Origin of the sequence: Streptomyces sp. NPDC057302, from assembly GCF_042667685.1 — a bacterium.
In the GTDB taxonomy this organism is placed as follows: Bacteria; Actinomycetota; Actinomycetes; order Streptomycetales; family Streptomycetaceae; genus Streptomyces.
In genome coordinates, this window is record NZ_JBHUZJ010000039.1 from 49,645 (window position 1) to 65,935 (window position 16,291).

The following is a 16,291-nucleotide window of genomic DNA, read 5'->3' on the forward strand; positions in this document are numbered from 1 at the left end:
ACGGTTCGGCCGATCGGCACCTGTGAGCAGGCAACACTCCCCCGCGGTGTTGCCTGCCCCAGGCACATCGGACCAAGAAGGACCCACTGGGAGCCTTGGTCCGAGACGTCCTGAGTATACTGGCTCGAAGCCAGTCAACGCAGGAGTTACAGGATGTCCCCGCGTAGCGCATCGGTCAATGAAGAGTTGCGAAGGCGTTCCAGGGAGCGGCTCCTGGAGGCCACGGTCGACCTAGTCGGCGAGCGGGGCTACAAGGCGACGACTCTCGGCGACATCGCGGACCGCGCGGGCTCGGCCCGCGGTCTGGTGTCGTACTACTTCCCCGGCAAGCGCCAGCTCCTGCAGTCGGCGGTGCACCGCCTGATGCACCGCACGCTTCAGGCCGCCCTCGAACGGGAGCCGCGGCCGGCGGACGGGGACGAACTCCTGGCCCGCGCCATCGACGCGATCCTGGGCCTGGCCCGGGACCAGCCCCTCCTCATGCGCACGCACATGGCGGGGATCCTCCAGGCGGACGGGTTCGTGCGCTGCCCGGAGCAGCAGCACCTGGCCGAACTGCTCCGCGAGACCGTCGTACGCCATGGGTCACCCGACGTGGACACCGACTATCCGCTGCTGCGCGCCCTGCTGATGGGCGCGGTCTTCGCGGTGCTGCTTCCCGGGGCGCCGATGCCGGCGGGCGCGCTGCGGGCCGAACTGTTCCAGCGGTACGGGCTGGCCTGGGAACTCGGCGTCCCGCCGGGCGATGAGCCACCCGGCGGGACACATGTGCGAGCCGACCACGATCAGGCCGTGCGGACCCGGCCGACTCAGTCGAAGTAGTCCGGCTGGGTCTGGACGTTGAGCTCACGGACGCGGACCCGCTCGGCGGGATCCGTCCGCTTGTCGTCGATCTTCAGGACGTCGAAGCCCTTGGCGATGTCGTTCGAGTAGATGTAGCCGTTGTAGTAGTACGCCGACCAGGAACCGCCCACCTGGATCGCGTCCGTGGACAGGGGGCCACGCTCGAAGTAGCCGATCTCCTTCGGCTTCGAGGAGTTGGTGAAGTCCCAGACGGAGACGCCGCCCTGGTACCACGCCTGGACCATCAGGTCCTTGCCCTTGACCGGGATCAGCGAGCCGTTGTGGGCCACGCAGTTCTCGGTCGCGGCCTGGTGGCGCGGGATCTTGTAGTAGCTCTTGAAGACGAGCTTGCGGTGGTTGCCCTTGCCGGTGATGTCGTAGATGCCGTTGGCGCCGCGCTCAGGACCCGTGGCCTCGTCGCAGGTGGCGCCGCCACCGCCGCCCAGCTCGTCGGTGAAGACGACCTTGTTGGCCTTCTGGTTGAAGGTCGCCGAGTGCCAGAACGCGAAGTTCTTGTTGTCCTGGACGCGGTCGACGACCTTCGGGTGCGCCGGGTCCTTGATGGAGAACAGGATTCCGTCGCCCATGCAGGCACCGGCCGCGAGGTCCTTGGAGGGCAGCACGGTGATGTCGTGGCAGCCGGTGGTCTTGGAGACGCCCGGGTTGGTGGGCCCGCCCGGGTTGCCGCCGCCGTCGGGGCCTTCACCCGGGAAGAGCACGGGGAAGTTGACGACCGCCGCCTTCTGCGGGGCCTTGCGGGGCACCTTGATGACGGAGATGCCGTCGTGCGGCGGCTGGCAGTCCGGGAACGTCGCGCTCGGGGAGTACGAGGAGACGTACACGTAGACGTTCCTCTTCTCCGGCACCAGGGTGTGCGTGTGCGAGCCGCAGGCGGTCTCGACGGCGGAGACGTACTTCGGGTTGGCCTTGTCGCTGATGTCGAAGACCTTCATGCCCTCCCACGAGGACTTCTCGGTCGCGGGCTGCGTGGTGCTGTTGCAGGAGTTGTCGCTGCGCGAGGAGTCGGTGGAGAGGAAGAGCAGGTTCCCCGAGACGGAGATGTCGTTCTGCGAGCCCGGGCACAGGACCTGGGACACGGTCCGCGGCTTCTTCGGGTTGCTGATGTCATAGATGCGGAAGCCGTCGTAGTTGCCCGCGAAGGCGTACTTCCCCTGGAAGGCCAGGTCGGTGTTGAACCCCGGCAGCGCGTCCTTGGGGATGTTGGCGAGATGTTTGATGTTGTCCGAGTGCACGATCTCGTCGGGCGCGGGTATCTCACCGCTCTTGATCGCCGCCTTCGCGTCGGCGGCGTCACTCTTCGACACGCTCTTGGGCGCGGCGGGCGAGTCACCCGGGTCGGGCGTCGCGCCGGCGGGCGCCGCGCTGAACAGCGCGGCAACCAGACCGAGCGCGGCCGCGCCGACACCGAAGCGTCTGCGCCGTGTTCGGGGGTTGTTCAACAGGGTCACTGCGTCCTCCCTAGTCGCCGTTCGCAGTTGAACGGTTCACGACACCCCGCAGTATCGTGCTCCTCATGCACAGATCAACAGATGGCAACGCACCTGTAATGAAAGTTTTTGATCATTCACGCGCGTAAGCGTGCTAGGACGGTCCTCAACTCCCCCGCCCGTCACAGGAGGCAGCCGTGCTCAACCGTCGTACGCCCGTCGTCGCCGTGTTCCTCACGGCCGCCGTTCTGGCGCTCGGCGCCTGCGATTCAGGAGGCTCCGACGCCGGTTCGCAATCGGCGAAGAAGGCCGCGCCGGGCCCGTCGGTGATCGCTCCCGGCAAGCCGGGCGAGACGGCGGCGACGATGTCCGCCGAGGACGCGGCCAAGAAGAGAACCGACGACGACACCCCCAACTCGGCGGACTTCTCCTACACCCAGATGATGATCACGCACCACGGCCAGGCCCTGACGATGACCGAACTCGCCCCGAAGCGCGCCGAGTCCACGAAGGTCAAGCGGCTGGCCGACCGCATCGCGGCCGCGCAGCGCCCGGAGATCGGCGCCATGAAGGGCTGGTTGAAGAACCACGGCGGCGCGAAGAAGCAGGGGCACGAGCACGGGACGATGCCGGGCATGGCCACGGACGGGCAGCTGAAGCAGTTGCGGGCCGCGGAGGGCAAGGCGTTCGACGAGCTCTTCCTGAAGCTGATGATCACTCACCACAACGGCGCGATCACCATGGCCACGGACGCGCTCTCCGAGGGCAACAACATCCAGGTCGAGGAGATGGCCAACGACGTGATCGCGCAGCAGACGGCGGAGATCGGCCGGATGCGCAAGATGTGAGGTGCCGGGCGCGGGGCGTCGGACGTGGCTGCCGAGTGGGGCCGTCAGGTGTGGCTCTGGACGGCGGCGTCCCGCACGTCGTCGTGCGGCTCGTGGTCGCGCCGCGGGAGCAGCAAGGGGGTGGCCAGGATGAGCACCCCGGCGATCCCGACCGCGGTGCGCGGCCCCGTGACGGCCGCCAGCAGGCCCCACAGTCCGGTCATGGCCGCGATGCTGAGCTTGCTGGTGACCGACCACGCGGACAGGGTGCGCGCGACACGGTCCGCGGGGGTGTGGTCGAGCCGGTAGGTGGCGAACACCGGGTTGAACACGCCCGAGCACGTGATGAGGCCGAACTCGACGACGATGACCAGGACGAGCCCGGCGACTCCGGGGCCGATGAAGGCGAGGCCGATGAGCCAGCACGCCCGCAGCGTCCCCGCGGTGCGCAGGACCCGGTGGCGCCCGAACCGTTCGACGAGCGGCCCGGCGAGCCGCGAGCCGATCAGGCCGCCGACGCAGGGCGCGGCGAAGGCCAGGCCGTACTGCCAGGGCGCGAAGCCGAGTTCGCCGACCATCAGGACGACGAGGAGCGGCGACGTCGCCATGATCAGGCCGTTGTTCAGAACCGTGTTGAAGAAGAGCGGGCGCAGCGCCGGGCCCGCCAGGATGTAGCGCCAGCCGTCGAGCAGATCGCCCGCCCGGAACCGGGTTTGCGGCCCGGTGCGCACGGGGTGCGCCTCCTTGCCGCCGATCGCGCGGACCCCCAGGGCCGAGAGCAGATAGCTGATCGCGTCGGCCACCACGGTCATCACCGGGCCGAAGAGCCCGATGGCGGCTCCGCCCAGCGGCGGTCCGAGCATCAGGGCGGTCCAACTCGTGGACTCCAGGCGGCCGTTCGCGACGAGTAGGTCCTGCGGCCGTACGAGTGCCTTGAGGCACGCGCCGCTCGCCGCGGTGAACGCGATGTCGGCCGCGCCGACCACGACCGCCACGAGCAGGAGCTGACCGAAGCCCAGCAGGCCGAAGGCGTACGCGGCGGGAACGCTGAGCAGGGCCGCGCACCGGACCAGGTCCATCGCGATCATGACCGCCCGCTTGCGGCGGAACTCCACCCACGGTCCGAGCGGCACCGCCACCACGGCGCCCACCGCGAACCCCGCCGCCGCGAGGGCCGACACCTGCGTCGGGCCGGCGTCCAGAGCCAGGATCGCGATCAAGGGGAACGCGTCGAACGCGAGCCGCGTGCCGAACGCACTGACGGTGTAGGCCGCCCACAGCCATCCGAACCGCCGCCCGAGCGACCTCCTGGCCACCATGCCCCGTGCCACCCCTCGCCCCTGCGCCCGTACAGCCCCGACTCGACCTGCGGCATCCAAACCGGCGACAGGTCCGCAGGTCAAACAACCGCGGCGCGCGGGCGGCCACAACCGCGGGTTGTACCTCCGCCGCGCCTCCTAGGATGACCGGCGTGGATCTCCATGCCGTGCGCACCTTCGTCGCCGTCGCGGACGCCGGACAGTTCCAGGCGGCCGCCGCCGCTCTCGCCATCACCCAGCAGGCCGTCTCCAAGCGCGTCGCCACCCTGGAGAAGGACCTCGGGGTGCGCCTGTTCACGCGGACCGCGCGCGGGGCCCGGCTCACCGTCGACGGGCAGGCTTTCCTGCCGCACGCCCGTGAGCTTCTGCGGGCCGAGGAGCGGGCCGCGGCCTCCGTGCGGCCCGGCCGCCGGGCGCTGCGCGTCGACGTGATCGGGCGGCGGCTCGCGCCCGCGGGGCTGCTGAGCGGCTTCCGGCGGGCGCATCCCGGCATCGAGCTCGACGTCGTGACGCTCTTCGACGCCGAAGCGGCCCTGACCGCCGTCCGCTCGGGCACGATCGACGCGTCCTTCCGCGCCCTCACCCTGCCCGCACGGCAGTTGCCCGAGGGGGTCGAGGCCGCCCGGGTGTACGACGAGCCCGTGCAGCTCCTCGCCGGTCCCGCCCATCCGTTCGCGGCGGCCGGCGCGGTGACCCCGGCGCAGCTTGCCGGGCACAGGATCTGGATGCCCGGCATCATCGCCGGTACGGAGTGGGCCGCCTATTACGAGGCGCTCGCCGCCGCGTTCGGGATCACCATCGAGGCGACGGGACCCGACTTCGGCACCGAGCCGCTCCTGGACACGCTCGCCGCCTCCCCGACGCTCGCGACCTTCGTGGGCGCGCGGACCCGCCTCAGCTGGCCCCTCGCCGACGACCTGCGACGCATCGAGGTGCACGACCCGACGCCGGTCTACCCGCACTCGCTCCTCTGGCGCGGCGACAACCCGCACCCGGCGCTCACCGCCCTGCGCGACCACCTCGCCGCCACGCGGCCCGGCGACCGCGACGGCGGGACGTGGACACCCTCGTGGGCGTGGTGAGCGCGGCGGCCGGCGCCCGCGGGCAGGTCAGCGGCGGTTGTGGCGCGGGGGCAGGACGCCCGCGTCCCGCGCGGAGGCGATGAGCCTGAGGGATCTGCGGCGGCTGCGGCCGGTCGCGTACATCACGGCGAGCACCGGATCCCGCCCCTCGGCCTGCGCCGCGCGGTACTCCCGCGCCACCATCAGCCGCCCCTCGCGCCCACGCGGCCAGGACGGGCGGGCGCGGTGTGCGGCGGGTGATGCCCGCTGGTGGAGGAGGGGCGGGCGCACCGGGTCCTCGTCCGGACCCGGCGGCCGGGCGTCCAGGCCCTCCAGGGTGATCCGCCCTTCCGTCACCACGGCCCGTGCGTCGATGGCTGCTCCGTCGCCGAAGGTCAGCCGTACGTGGAACGAAGGCGGAGTCGCGGACGGAGATGGAGAAGGGGGCGAGAATGAGGGTGAGCCATCAGCATTCGGTCGATAGTGATCAGAAACGCCAAAAAAGGGGCTCTCAAGCACAATCAAAAGGTAGCCGTGCGATCGCATTAGGTCACGAACGGCACGCAGGATCCGCGCGGCGGCCGGTCCTTGAGCGGGGCGCCCGGATCGACGCGCCCCTGACGGCGTCTCCCCCTTCACGCACCGGAGTGCGATGCTGAGTCCACCCCGAGGCCGCCTCGCGGAAGGAGCACCGCCGTGCTGCAGGTCGCCGTCGTCGGTTCGGGCCCGAGCGGGGTCTACACCGCGCAGTCCCTCGTCCAGCAGGACCGCGTGCCGGGGGTACGCGTCGACGTCATCGACCGGCTCCCCTGCCCCTACGGCCTCGTGCGGTACGGAGTCGCACCCGACCACGAGAAGATCAAGTCCCTCCAGAACAACCTGCGTACGGTCCTCGAACACGACCGCGTGCGCTTCCTCGGCGGCATCGAGGTCGGCCCCGGCGGCCTCCCGGTGGCCCGGCTGCTCGACCTCTACCACGCGGTGGTCTACTGCGTGGGCGCGGCGGCCGACCGCAGGCTGGGCGTGCCGGGCGAGGACCTGCCGGGGAGCCACTCGGCCACGGAGTTCGTGTCCTGGTACAGCGCGCACCCGGACGTGACGGCCGACGGATTCACCGCGGGCGTCGACTCCGCCGTGGTCATCGGCGTCGGGAACGTCGCGGTGGACGTGGCACGGATGCTGGCGCGCGGCGTGGCCGAGCTGCGGCCCACCGACATGCCCCAGGCAGCGATCGGCGTGCTGGCCGAGAGCCGGGTGCGCGAGGTCCACATGGTGGGGCGGCGCGGCCCTTCGCAGGCGCGCTTCACCACCAAGGAGCTGCGCGAGCTCGGTTCGCTGCCGGACACCGAAGTGCTGGTGGATCCCGCCGAGTTGGCGCTCGATCCCGCGTACGCCGACCCCTCCGGCCTGCCCGCGGTGGGCCGCCGCAACGTCGAGGTGATGCGCGGCTGGGCCGAGCGCCCGGCGCGGCACCTGCCGCGCAGTATCCGGCTCCGGTTCTTTCTGCGTCCGGTGGCCGTCACGGAGGCCGCGGGCCGCGTCGGCGGGGTGCGGTTCGAGCGGACGCTGCCGGACGGGCGGGGCGGGGTGACGGGATCGGGGCGCTACGAGGACATCGCGGGGCAACTGGTCCTGCGCTCGGTCGGCTACCGCGGGGTGCCCATCGACGGGCTGCCGTTCGACCCCGGGCTCGGCACGGTGCCGCACGCGGCGGGGCGGGTGCTGCGGGAGGGCGCGGCCTCGCCCGGCGAGTACGTGGCGGGCTGGATCAAGCGGGGCCCGACGGGCGTCATCGGGACCAACCGCCCGTGCGCCAAGGAGACGGTGCTGTCCCTGCTGGACGACGCCCCCGCCCTCGTACGCAGAGGCGTCCCGGAGGATCCGCTGCTCGCCCTTCGCGGCGCGGGGCTGCGTCCCGTCGAGTGGCAGGGCTGGCTCGGCATCGAGCGTGCGGAGGCGGAGCTGGGGCGGTCGCTGGGGCGCGGGCCGGTGAAGATCCCCGACTGGCCGGGGCTGCGGGCCGCTGCGCGGGGCTTCTAGCGTCCGTCGTCAATTGCGGCGCCTGGGGTGAATGTCTACCGCGGGCCCGGGGGGTGACCTCTGCCGCGGGCCGGTGGGGGCTTGTCGCGCAGTTCCCCGGGCCCCTTACGGGGCGCCCTCGTTACGGGGTGGCCATGCGCGCTGCCTGTGTACCCGCCGCCGCGAGGACACTGTCCAGGAGGCCGGGGAAGAGTGCGTCCAGGTCCTCGCGGCGCAGTCCGTTCAGCTTGGCCGTGCCGCGGTAGATCTGCTGGATGACGCCGCTCTCCCGCAGCACCCTGAAGTGGTGGGTGCTCGTGGACTTCGTGACGGGCAGGTCGATCTGCGAACAGGAGAGACCGTCGAGACCGGGCTCGCAGCCGGCCAACTGCCGTACGACCCGCAGGCGCATCGGATCCGACAGCGCGTGGAGCACGCCTTCGAGCCGGATCTCCGTGCGCGCCGGATGGTCGAGCGCACGGGTGCTGATCGGTGCGGCGGTCGTCATGACGGCTCCACTTCATCGGGGTTCGCCGGGGTTCATCGGGGCTTCACGTCTTCTCGAAGGGCTCCATAGTACGAGAGTCATCGTAGTTTGACATCTGCCGTACTACGAGGGCTACCGTACGGGCCGTACCGAAGTCCGTGACGAATGGAGTCCGCCGTGAGCGCGCTGTTCGAGCCCTACACCCTGCGATCGCTGACCGTCCCCAACCGGGTGTGGATGGCGCCGATGTGCCAGTACTCGGCCGAGGTGTCCGGGCCGAACGCGGGTGTGGCGGGCGACTGGCACTTCGCCCACTACGGAGCGCGCGCCACCGGCGGCACCGGACTGATCCTCGTCGAGGCCACGGCCGTGAGCCCCGAGGGTCGCATCAGCCCCGCGGACCTCGGGATATGGAACGACACGCAGGTCGAGGCGCTGCGCCGCATCACCGGCTTCCTGAAGACACAGGGCACCACCCCGGGCATCCAGCTCGCCCACGCGGGCCGCAAGGCGTCCACCGACCGCCCCTGGAAGGGCGGCGGGCCGGTCGGCCAGGACGAGAACGGGTGGCAGCCGGTGGCACCCAGCGCGCTCCCCTTCGACGAGGGCCACCACCTGCCGCACGAACTCACCACGGACGAGATCCACGACGTCGTCGGCCAGTTCGCCGCCGCGGCGCGGCGGGCCCTCGCCGCCGGATTCCAGGTGGTGGAGATCCACGGCGCCCACGGCTATCTCATCGGCGAGTTCCTCTCGCCGTTCACCAACCACCGCACGGACGAGTACGGCGGCACCTTCGAGAACCGCTCCCGGCTGGCCCTCGAAGTCGTGGACGCGGTCCGCGCCGTCTGGCCCGAGGAACTGCCCCTCTTCTTCCGCGTCTCCGCGACCGACTGGCTGACGGAGAACCCCGAGGACGAGCGCGAGGGCTGGACGGCCGACGACACGGTCCGCCTCGCCGAGGAACTGCACGCGCACGGCGTGGACCTCCTGGACGTCTCCAGCGGAGGCAACGCCCCGAGGGCGCGCATCAAGGCGGGCCCCGGCTACCAAGTCCCCTTCGCGGCGCGGGTGAAGGCCGAGACCCCGCTCCCCGTGGCCGCCGTCGGCATGATCACGGACCCCGAGCAGGCCGAGAAGATCCTCGCCAACGGCGAGGCGGACGCCGTGCTCCTGGGCCGCGAACTCCTGCGCAACCCCTCATGGGCCCGCCACGCCGCGAACGAACTCGGCGGCGAGGTGGCCACTCCCCAGCAGTACCACCGCATGGTCTGAGGCCGCACGGTTTGAGGCCGCACGGTCCGATGCCCCGCCCCGCGCTGACCTGCCACAGAGCCTTGGCCAAGGGTCGGTGCCTGGGGTCATCCCTAGGTGACACCCCGAAGCGGCGGGCGGCCCGGGGTTCGTAGCGTGGCGCTGTCGCGATGGTCATTGGTTCGGAGCCCGTACCGGCTCTCGGGAGGGCGTTGTGCGCTACGTCATCGAGGTGTTCCGCTCGCCGGGGGGCGTCCACGGGAACGTGGTGGACGAGAGTGACGGGAAAGGGGATGCAGGGCGCCGCACGCCGTTTCACGGCTGGCTCGAACTGCTCTCGCTGCTGGAGCCGCCGGACGCGGCCTGCACGGAGACCGGAGAGCCTGCCTCCGCGACGGATGGCGACTCCTGTGACGCGTGATCCCACCGCAGGGCAAACAGCGCTGCGGGAGCGGGGAATCTGCTTGTACCGGGACCCGTTCGGGCATCATCGTGGACGTTCAGGGCCATGCGCCCGGCACGGGTCACCGTCACAGTCCTGGCGCCCGTACCGGGTGCCGACAGGTGGGGGCGGTGATGACGTCCGGCGACATACTGAACGGCCATGCCCACGCACCGGCGCCCCATGAGGCGTTCTCCGGTCGTACGCACGAACTCGCGGCGCTCCAGGAGGAGTTCCGCCGGGCGTGCGAGGGGGTACCGCGCCTCGTCCTGATCGACGGGCCCGGCGGTATCGGCAAGACCGCACTGGTGCGCAGGTTCCTCGACACGGCGGGCGACGCCTGCGTGTTACAGGCCAGCGGCGAGGAGAACGAGAGCGCGCTGCCCTGCGGGGTGCTCGCCCAGTTCGTCGGGCAGAGCCCGATCCCGCTGCCGGACTGCCTCGGCTCGCTGGTCCGCATGCCCCGCTCGGCGCCCGGCACGCTGCCGCCGCTCGCGGCAGGCTTCGGACTGCTCGACCTGCTGAGCGAGTTGCAGGACAAGGGGCCCGTCGTCCTGGTCCTCGACGACGCCCACTGGGCCGACTCCGCCTCGCTGAACGCGCTGACGTTCGCGCTGCGGCGGCTGCGCCTCGACAAGGTGCTCGCGATCGTGACGGCGCGCGACCCGCAGGCGCCCCAACTGCCGGAGGGCATCCGCCGGTTGCTTTCCGACGTCCGCACCCGGCGCATCCCGCTGCACGGGCTCAGCCCGGACGAACTGGGCTCCCTGAGCGCCCAGATGGGCGCCGACCGGCTGCCGCACTCCGCCTCCGTACGCCTGCACGGACACACCCACGGCAATCCGCTGCACGCCCGCGCGCTCCTCGACCAGGTGCCCCCGCACGTCCTGCGGGACGTCGCCACCCCCCTGCCCGCGCCCCGTTCGTACGCCATGCTGGTGCTCGCCAACCTCGCGGAGTGCGGGTCCCAGGCGCTGCGGCTCGTCCAGGCGGTCAGCGTGCTCGGGCTCTCCTGCCCGCTGAGCCTTGCCGCCTCACTCGCGCGTGTCACCGCGCCCCTGCCCGCGCTCGAACGGGCCGTGAAGGCGGGCCTGTTGAAGGAGACGCACCCCGGGGCCGCGCCCGAGATCGCCTTCCCGCACCCCCTCGTCCACGCCGCGGTCTACCAGGACATCGGCCCCGCACACCGGGCCGACCTGCACACACGGGCCGCGGCCCTGGTCGAGGACGAGTACGCGAGCCTGCGGCACCGCGTGCTCGCCGCGACCGGACCCGACGAGCATCTTGCCGCCGCCCTCGCCGCGTGCGCCAGGCGCGAGGCGGCCACCGGGCAGTGGGCGGTGGCGGGCACGCACCTGCGGCACGCGTCGCGGGTGGCGACGACCGACCTGGAACGTGACCGCCTGGCCGTCGAGGCGGTCGAGGCGCTGCTCCTCGACGGCCGGGTGCACGAGTCCGCCGAGCTCGCGGCCGGGCTGCCGGCCAGCGCGGACCCGGCGCTGCGCGGTTACGTACGCGGATATGTGGCGCGCGTCCAAGGGCGCATGGAGCAGGCGCAGACGCTGCTCCTCGACGCGTGGAACCAGTGCGATCACGAGAGCGACCCCTCGCTGGCCGCGCGGGCGGCCGAGCAGCTGAGCTACGCGGCCGTGATGCGGGGGCGCTCGGCCGACGCCGCCCAGTGGGCGGAGCGCGCGCAGCGGCTCTCCACCCTCCAGGGGCCGAGCCGGATGCTGCGCTTCAACCACCTTCTCGCGCTCGGTCTGAGCGGGTTCGCCAAGAAGGGCATCGAGCTCGCCGGAGACCTTCCCGATCCGCTCCTCGTACCGCCCGCGAGCATCGATCTGCTCCTTGCGCGGGGCCAGTTGAGGCTCTGGTCGGACGATCTGCTGGGCGCACGCGCCGACTTGCTCGGGGCTGTCGCCAACTGCCGCAGGGGTACGGTGCCGTTGCGGCTGCTCTCCGCGTCGGCGCTCGCGCAGACCCTGCACCGGCTCGGCGACTGGGACGAGGCGCTGCTGCACGCCGAGGCGTCCGCGTCCATCGCCGACGACACCGAGCAGTCGTGGCTCAAGCCGGTCACGCACGCCATCGCCAGCTGGATCCTCTCCGCGCGCGGCTCGTGGGACCGGGCATCGGCGCACCTGCGGCTCGCCCTGGACGCGCCGGGCTGCGACGAGAGCGCGCTGGCCTACGCGTACGCGGCATCCGCGCACGGGGCCTTCGCCGAGGCGCGCGCGGAGCCCGAGCGGGTCGTCGACGCGCTGCGCCCGCTCCTGGACTTCGCCTCGCACGACGGCGTGAACGAACCCGGCGTGGTGTCCTGGCGTGAGCTCCTGGTCGACGCGCTGATCCAGCTCGGCGACCTCGACGAGGCCCAGGCGGTGCTCCTGCCCTACGAGGAGCGGGCTTCGGCGCGCGGGCAGCACGCGGCGCTGTCCGCCGCGGCCCGGGTGCGCGGCAATCTGCACGCCGCGCGCAGGGAGCCGGACCGCGCCCAGGCGTCGTTCCTGCGCGCGCACGACCAGGCCGCGCAGATCCCGTCGCCGTTCGGCCGCGCTCGCGTCCAGCTCGACCACGGGGCGTTCCTGCGCAGGATCGGCCGCCGCTCGGTGGCCGTGGCCCAGCTCCAGGCGGCGTACACGACGATGCGCGAACTGGACGCCGGCCCCTATCTGGCGCGCTGCGAACGGGAGTTGGACGCCTGCGGGCGCGCCGCGCCGCCGCGGCCCGCGCACGATCCGGCGGGCGCCGATGTGGCCGCCGAAGGGCTCACCCCGCAGGAGCTCGCCGTCGCGCGCCTGGCGTCGCAGGGCTTCACCAACCGGCAGATCGCCACCGCGCTCGCACTGAGCGTCAAGACCATCGAGTACCACTTGGGCCACACGTACACGAAGCTGGGCATCGCCTCGCGCATCGGGCTCGTGCACCACTTCGCCCCCCAGGAGCGGCGCACCTCGTCCTAGCCCGTCCCCTGGCCGGAGCCCCGGCACACCGGGGTTATCCCTGGGCGGTTCCCTGAGGCACCCCTGCCGCCGCCCGGCGTAGTTTCTTGGCTGGTCAGGGGATGGGATGCACAACTGGGGGTGCACAGATGGCTGTCACGGAACGTCCGGCGGTCCGCGGCGACGCGCCACCGGCCCTGCGTCTGCGGCTGCTCGGGGGATTTCACCTCAGCCGCGGCGAGGGTGACGGTGGCGGGCAGGTCGACGTGTCCGCCAGCGGGCAGCAGTTGCTCGCCCTGCTCGGTCTTCGTGGCCCGGCGACGCGTTCGGTCCTGGCGGGAACGCTGTGGCCCGACGTCACCGAGGAGCGTGCGCGTGCCTGCCTCCGTACCGCCATCTGGCGCCTCAACGCGGCGGGTTCGGCCGTCACCGACCCCCGGCCCGGGGTGCTCGGACTCAGTCGGCAGGTCCGGATGGACGTGGAGGACTTCACCGCCACGGCGCACCGCGTCCTCGCGGCATCGGCGGAGGGGACCGGGGCCGCCTGTGCCTCGCTGATGGGCATGGGCGAGCTGCTGCCCGGCTGGTACCAGGACTGGGTGGTGTTCGAGCGGGAGCGGCTGCACCAGCTGCGGCTGCACGCGCTGGAGGCCCTTTCGGCGCGGCTCGTCGCGCAGGAGCAGTACGCCCCCGCCCTGGAGGCCGCGCTGGAGAGCACCCGGATCGATCCGCTGCGCGAGAGCGCGCGGCGGGCGGTCGTGACGGTGCACCTCGCCGAGAACAACCTCGCGGAGGCGGTGCGCCACTTCAAGGCGTTCCGCGGGCTGCTCCGCACGGAGCTCGGCATCGAACCCTCGGAGCAGTTCCTCACGATGGTGCGGCGCGCGCTGACCTGACGGGCACGACGGGAAGGCGAGGCGGCCATGGTGTCCGTGAGGGCGGCGGGGGTTCCTCAAGAACGGGTGACGTGCCACCACGTCACCGACGGCCTGGCTGTCCGTGCGCGCTCGGGGGTGCACGGGCCGCGGGTCGTCCCACCCACCCCTGCCGGCCGTGTTGGGGGACGCGGCCGGCAGGCCATCGACGTTCCGCCACGCACGGTCACGGGGGTGCCGAGCGCGGCAACGGGGCGTCGGGATGCGCGGCGGCCGGGGGCATCGGCTCCCGGCCGTCGCGGCCTCACACCCCCGGTGAGCCCTGTGGGTCGTCCCCCTGTGAGCGCCTGAGCTCGCCTATGGCCCTGTCGACCGCCCTGTGCGGCATGCCGGTCCTGCGGGACAGGTCCTTGGGCTCCATGGTCCGCAGGACGTCGTCGACGCTCTTGTCCTCGACGCTCGCGATCTCCCGTACGTAGCGCTGGACCCGGTCGACCGGTTCGGCGAACCGGGGCCGCCTGGCCATGCCGGCTTCCCGCAGCGCGGGCGGGACGAGGCCGCCGCGCGCGGCGATGCCCGGCCGGTTCTCCTGCTCCAGCCAGGTCGTCCAGACGCCGCGCCCCACCATGTGTTCCGCCACGCTCTCGGCCGCCGAACCGTCCTGGAGGATCCCCGGGTCCGCCGAGTCCGCCCGGACGAGCAGCCGGCAGGAGGCCGCCAGCATGGGCGGCGAGGCGACCGGCGGCACCGGTTCGTCGAGCAGGGTGCACAGCGCGGCGATGTCCGGCTGGGCGGGGGCGTGGTGGACCAGGCGCTCCAGGAGGCCGGCGATCCGCCCCAGATCGGGGGTCGGGTGCAGCAGCAGGGCGTGGGCCCCGATGATGCCGAGGAAGGGATTGACGTTCTTGGCGTCGAGCAGGCCGAGCAGTTGCCGCGTCGACACGAGGTCGATGCCCTGCCGCAGCCCCGAGAGAGCGGCCTCCATGGCCAGGTCCAGGGTGCGCTCGGCCGGCTGCCAGCCGACGCCGTGGGGCACCATCTGGATCGAGGCGAACTGCGGCTGCGGGCCCTGCGGTCCGTTGCTCACGAACACCAGGGTCGTCCAGCCGTCGAGCACGTGCAGCGCCTGTGCGAGCGGCAGCCCGTCGGCGGGCTTCCTGCGGGTCCTCAACCGGTAGCCGCCGGGCGGCAGTTCACCGCTCCAGGCCGACCACCCCTGTCCGCCCGCGGGCTCCCAGCCGCCCGCGCCGCCGTCCACGGGCCTGCCGCCCTCGTCGGCGACCTCCAGGGAGAACGGGTCGAGCTGCCAGCCCCGGCGCAGATTGCGGATCAGGACCATCAGGGTCGGCGGGCCCCCGCCGTGCGTCGACCCGGTGCTCCAGCGCACCGCTGCCGCGCGGTGGTCCTCACGGGTCGTGGGGGTGCCTTCGACCGGGGTGGCCGTGGGCATGTCGGGCAGCGCGAGGTGCTCGGTGAACGGCTCCGTGCCGACTTCGACGAAGCGGCTCTCCACCGCGCCTCCCAGGCGCTGCTCGATGCGGTAGATGCCGGACGGCAGCGTCGTGTCGATGGTGCCCATCGCGTGGGCCACCTCGCGGAACGCCGAGTCGGTGACGGTGACTTGGACCGACGGGGTGTCGGGTTCGACGACGAACGGCACCCGCTTCGCCGTCCCCTGATCCGAGCGCCGTCGCTCTTCAGAGCTGGACACCATGGCCACCGCCCGTCATTACCTCGAAGAATCCACCGTTCTGGAAGTCGTCCGCCGTCCAGCTCTCCGGCGTGACCCGGTAGAGGCCGGGGGCGAGCTTCTCGACGTGTTCCGCGGCCTCCACGTGCCACCGCAGGGGCGGCTCGTCGGGGTCGCCGCCGCGCAACTGCACCCAGCCCCTGAACCCCTCGGGGAAGCGCAGCGTGACGTACGGCATCCCGTTCTCCACGTCCCGCACGAAGACCATCGGAGCGCTGCCCTTGACGAACCGGGGCTGCTGCGGGACCAGCAGGTGCCGGGTGCGGTCCTCCACGTGCCGTACGACGTAGTCCGCGAGGCTGTCGGAGGTGACGAGCCCCTTGCGGGTGACGCTGCGCCCGCCGAGGCCGTCGAGGAGCGCGGTCGTGAAGTGCCCGCGCGCCAGGTCGGGGTCGGCGTTCTGTTCCTCGTAGGCGGGATCTCCTTGCGAGGTGGCGTACCCGACGAAGCAGTCGACCTTCTCAAGCGCTCCCACGGTGGTGGTGAAGGGCGGCCCGAAGGGGAAGACGGAGCCGTTTCCGCTGCTCGTACGGCAGCAGTCCGCGAAGCAGACGATCTCGCGGAACGGCGACGACGACTCGTACCAGTCCAGGTACTGGCCCACGGCGAGGTGGTTGCCCAGCAGGTCGAACGCGGCGTTGGCCATGAGCAGCGCGGTGCTGCCCGGGGGCGTCATGAATCCGTGCCCCGCGAGGAAGAAGTAGAGACGGGTCCGCTGCCTCGCGGCCTCCCATTCCTCCTCGGGCCTGGCCTCGATCGCCCGCTGGACCGCGATGTTCGCCCGGTAGAGCGCCTGGTCGACGTTCTCCCTGGTCGGTACGGCGGTCATGAAGTCCGCGGTGCGCTCCTGCTCGTCGGTGGCGGCCACCAGCGTGACGTTGTCCTCGGGCACGTCGCCTCCCTTGGGATCGACGAGCCAGTCACGGAACCGGACCGCATCGCCCCGAGCGGCCTGCAGGTCGCCGATGGCCGGGTAGCGGTTGATGCCGACGACCACGGCGTAGTGCAGGTCGTTCATCGG

At 72.1% G+C, this 16,291-nt stretch carries 14 protein-coding genes; 8 read left to right on the forward strand and 6 right to left on the reverse strand.

Annotated features, from left to right (window positions below):
* Positions 1-153: 153 nt before the first annotated feature.
* Complete coding sequence (locus ACFUPX_RS25445) at positions 154-822, forward strand: TetR/AcrR family transcriptional regulator (protein WP_383326955.1); 669 nt, start codon at positions 154-156, stop codon at positions 820-822.
* Here ACFUPX_RS25445 and ACFUPX_RS25450 read toward each other — a convergent pair.
* A complete protein-coding gene (locus tag ACFUPX_RS25450; RefSeq protein WP_383326958.1) occupies positions 810-2,312 on the reverse strand; it encodes an LVIVD repeat-containing protein in 1,503 nt (500 codons plus the stop codon). The genes ACFUPX_RS25445 and ACFUPX_RS25450 overlap by 13 nt on opposite strands.
* A gap of 176 nt (positions 2,313-2,488) precedes the next feature.
* Between ACFUPX_RS25450 and ACFUPX_RS25455 the strand changes: the two genes are divergently transcribed.
* The gene (locus ACFUPX_RS25455; protein WP_383326962.1) at positions 2,489-3,139 is read left to right on the forward strand and encodes a DUF305 domain-containing protein; all 651 of its coding nucleotides are present in this window, start codon (positions 2,489-2,491) and stop codon (positions 3,137-3,139) included.
* A gap of 44 nt (positions 3,140-3,183) precedes the next feature.
* Here the strand turns inward: ACFUPX_RS25455 and ACFUPX_RS25460 are convergent, their stop codons facing one another.
* Entirely contained in the window at positions 3,184-4,437 is a 1,254-nt protein-coding gene (locus ACFUPX_RS25460; protein WP_383326965.1) for an MFS transporter, read from the reverse strand.
* Between the two features lie 152 nt (positions 4,438-4,589).
* Between ACFUPX_RS25460 and ACFUPX_RS25465 the strand changes: the two genes are divergently transcribed.
* Entirely contained in the window at positions 4,590-5,519 is a 930-nt protein-coding gene (locus ACFUPX_RS25465) for a LysR family transcriptional regulator (protein ID WP_383326968.1), read from the forward strand.
* 27 nt (positions 5,520-5,546) lie between these two features.
* Here the strand turns inward: ACFUPX_RS25465 and ACFUPX_RS25470 are convergent, their stop codons facing one another.
* Complete coding sequence (locus ACFUPX_RS25470; RefSeq protein WP_383326971.1) at positions 5,547-6,017, reverse strand: DUF6214 family protein; 471 nt, start codon at positions 6,015-6,017, stop codon at positions 5,547-5,549.
* Between the two features lie 177 nt (positions 6,018-6,194).
* Between ACFUPX_RS25470 and ACFUPX_RS25475 the strand changes: the two genes are divergently transcribed.
* Positions 6,195-7,538 carry an FAD-dependent oxidoreductase gene (locus ACFUPX_RS25475; RefSeq protein WP_383326974.1) on the forward strand — a complete coding sequence of 448 codons (1,344 nt, stop codon included), beginning with the start codon at positions 6,195-6,197 and terminating at the stop codon, positions 7,536-7,538.
* A 121-nt stretch (positions 7,539-7,659) separates the two neighbouring features.
* On the opposite strand, the gene ACFUPX_RS25480 is transcribed toward ACFUPX_RS25475, so the two are convergent.
* Positions 7,660-8,025 carry an ArsR/SmtB family transcription factor gene (locus tag ACFUPX_RS25480; RefSeq protein WP_383326977.1) on the reverse strand — a complete coding sequence of 122 codons (366 nt, stop codon included), beginning with the start codon at positions 8,023-8,025 and terminating at the stop codon, positions 7,660-7,662.
* A gap of 156 nt (positions 8,026-8,181) precedes the next feature.
* On the opposite strand from ACFUPX_RS25480, the gene ACFUPX_RS25485 reads away from it, so the two are divergent.
* The 4 genes from ACFUPX_RS25485 to ACFUPX_RS25500 all read left to right on the forward strand — a co-directional run bounded on the left by ACFUPX_RS25485 (position 8,182) and on the right by ACFUPX_RS25500 (position 13,541).
* Positions 8,182-9,279 carry an NADH:flavin oxidoreductase/NADH oxidase gene (locus ACFUPX_RS25485; RefSeq protein WP_383326980.1) on the forward strand — a complete coding sequence of 366 codons (1,098 nt, stop codon included), beginning with the start codon at positions 8,182-8,184 and terminating at the stop codon, positions 9,277-9,279.
* A gap of 193 nt (positions 9,280-9,472) precedes the next feature.
* The gene (locus tag ACFUPX_RS25490; RefSeq protein WP_383326984.1) at positions 9,473-9,679 is read left to right on the forward strand and encodes a hypothetical protein; all 207 of its coding nucleotides are present in this window, start codon (positions 9,473-9,475) and stop codon (positions 9,677-9,679) included.
* A 155-nt stretch (positions 9,680-9,834) separates the two neighbouring features.
* Positions 9,835-12,666, forward strand: coding sequence for an AAA family ATPase (locus ACFUPX_RS25495; RefSeq protein ID WP_383326987.1), 2,832 nt, complete (start codon positions 9,835-9,837; stop codon positions 12,664-12,666).
* Positions 12,667-12,794: 128 nt separating this feature from the next.
* Complete coding sequence (locus tag ACFUPX_RS25500; RefSeq protein ID WP_383326990.1) at positions 12,795-13,541, forward strand: BTAD domain-containing putative transcriptional regulator; 747 nt, start codon at positions 12,795-12,797, stop codon at positions 13,539-13,541.
* A gap of 283 nt (positions 13,542-13,824) precedes the next feature.
* Here ACFUPX_RS25500 and ACFUPX_RS25505 read toward each other — a convergent pair whose 3' ends face one another.
* Together ACFUPX_RS25505 and ACFUPX_RS25510 are read right to left on the reverse strand one after the other, a co-directional pair.
* Positions 13,825-15,234: a hypothetical protein gene (locus ACFUPX_RS25505; protein WP_383326994.1), complete on the reverse strand. Its 1,410-nt coding sequence runs from the start codon at positions 15,232-15,234 to the stop codon at positions 13,825-13,827.
* The gene (locus tag ACFUPX_RS25510) at positions 15,218-16,288 is read right to left on the reverse strand and encodes a caspase domain-containing protein (protein WP_383326997.1); all 1,071 of its coding nucleotides are present in this window, start codon (positions 16,286-16,288) and stop codon (positions 15,218-15,220) included. The genes ACFUPX_RS25505 and ACFUPX_RS25510 overlap by 17 nt, the downstream gene beginning before the upstream one ends.
* Between the last annotated feature and the right edge of the window lie 3 nt (positions 16,289-16,291).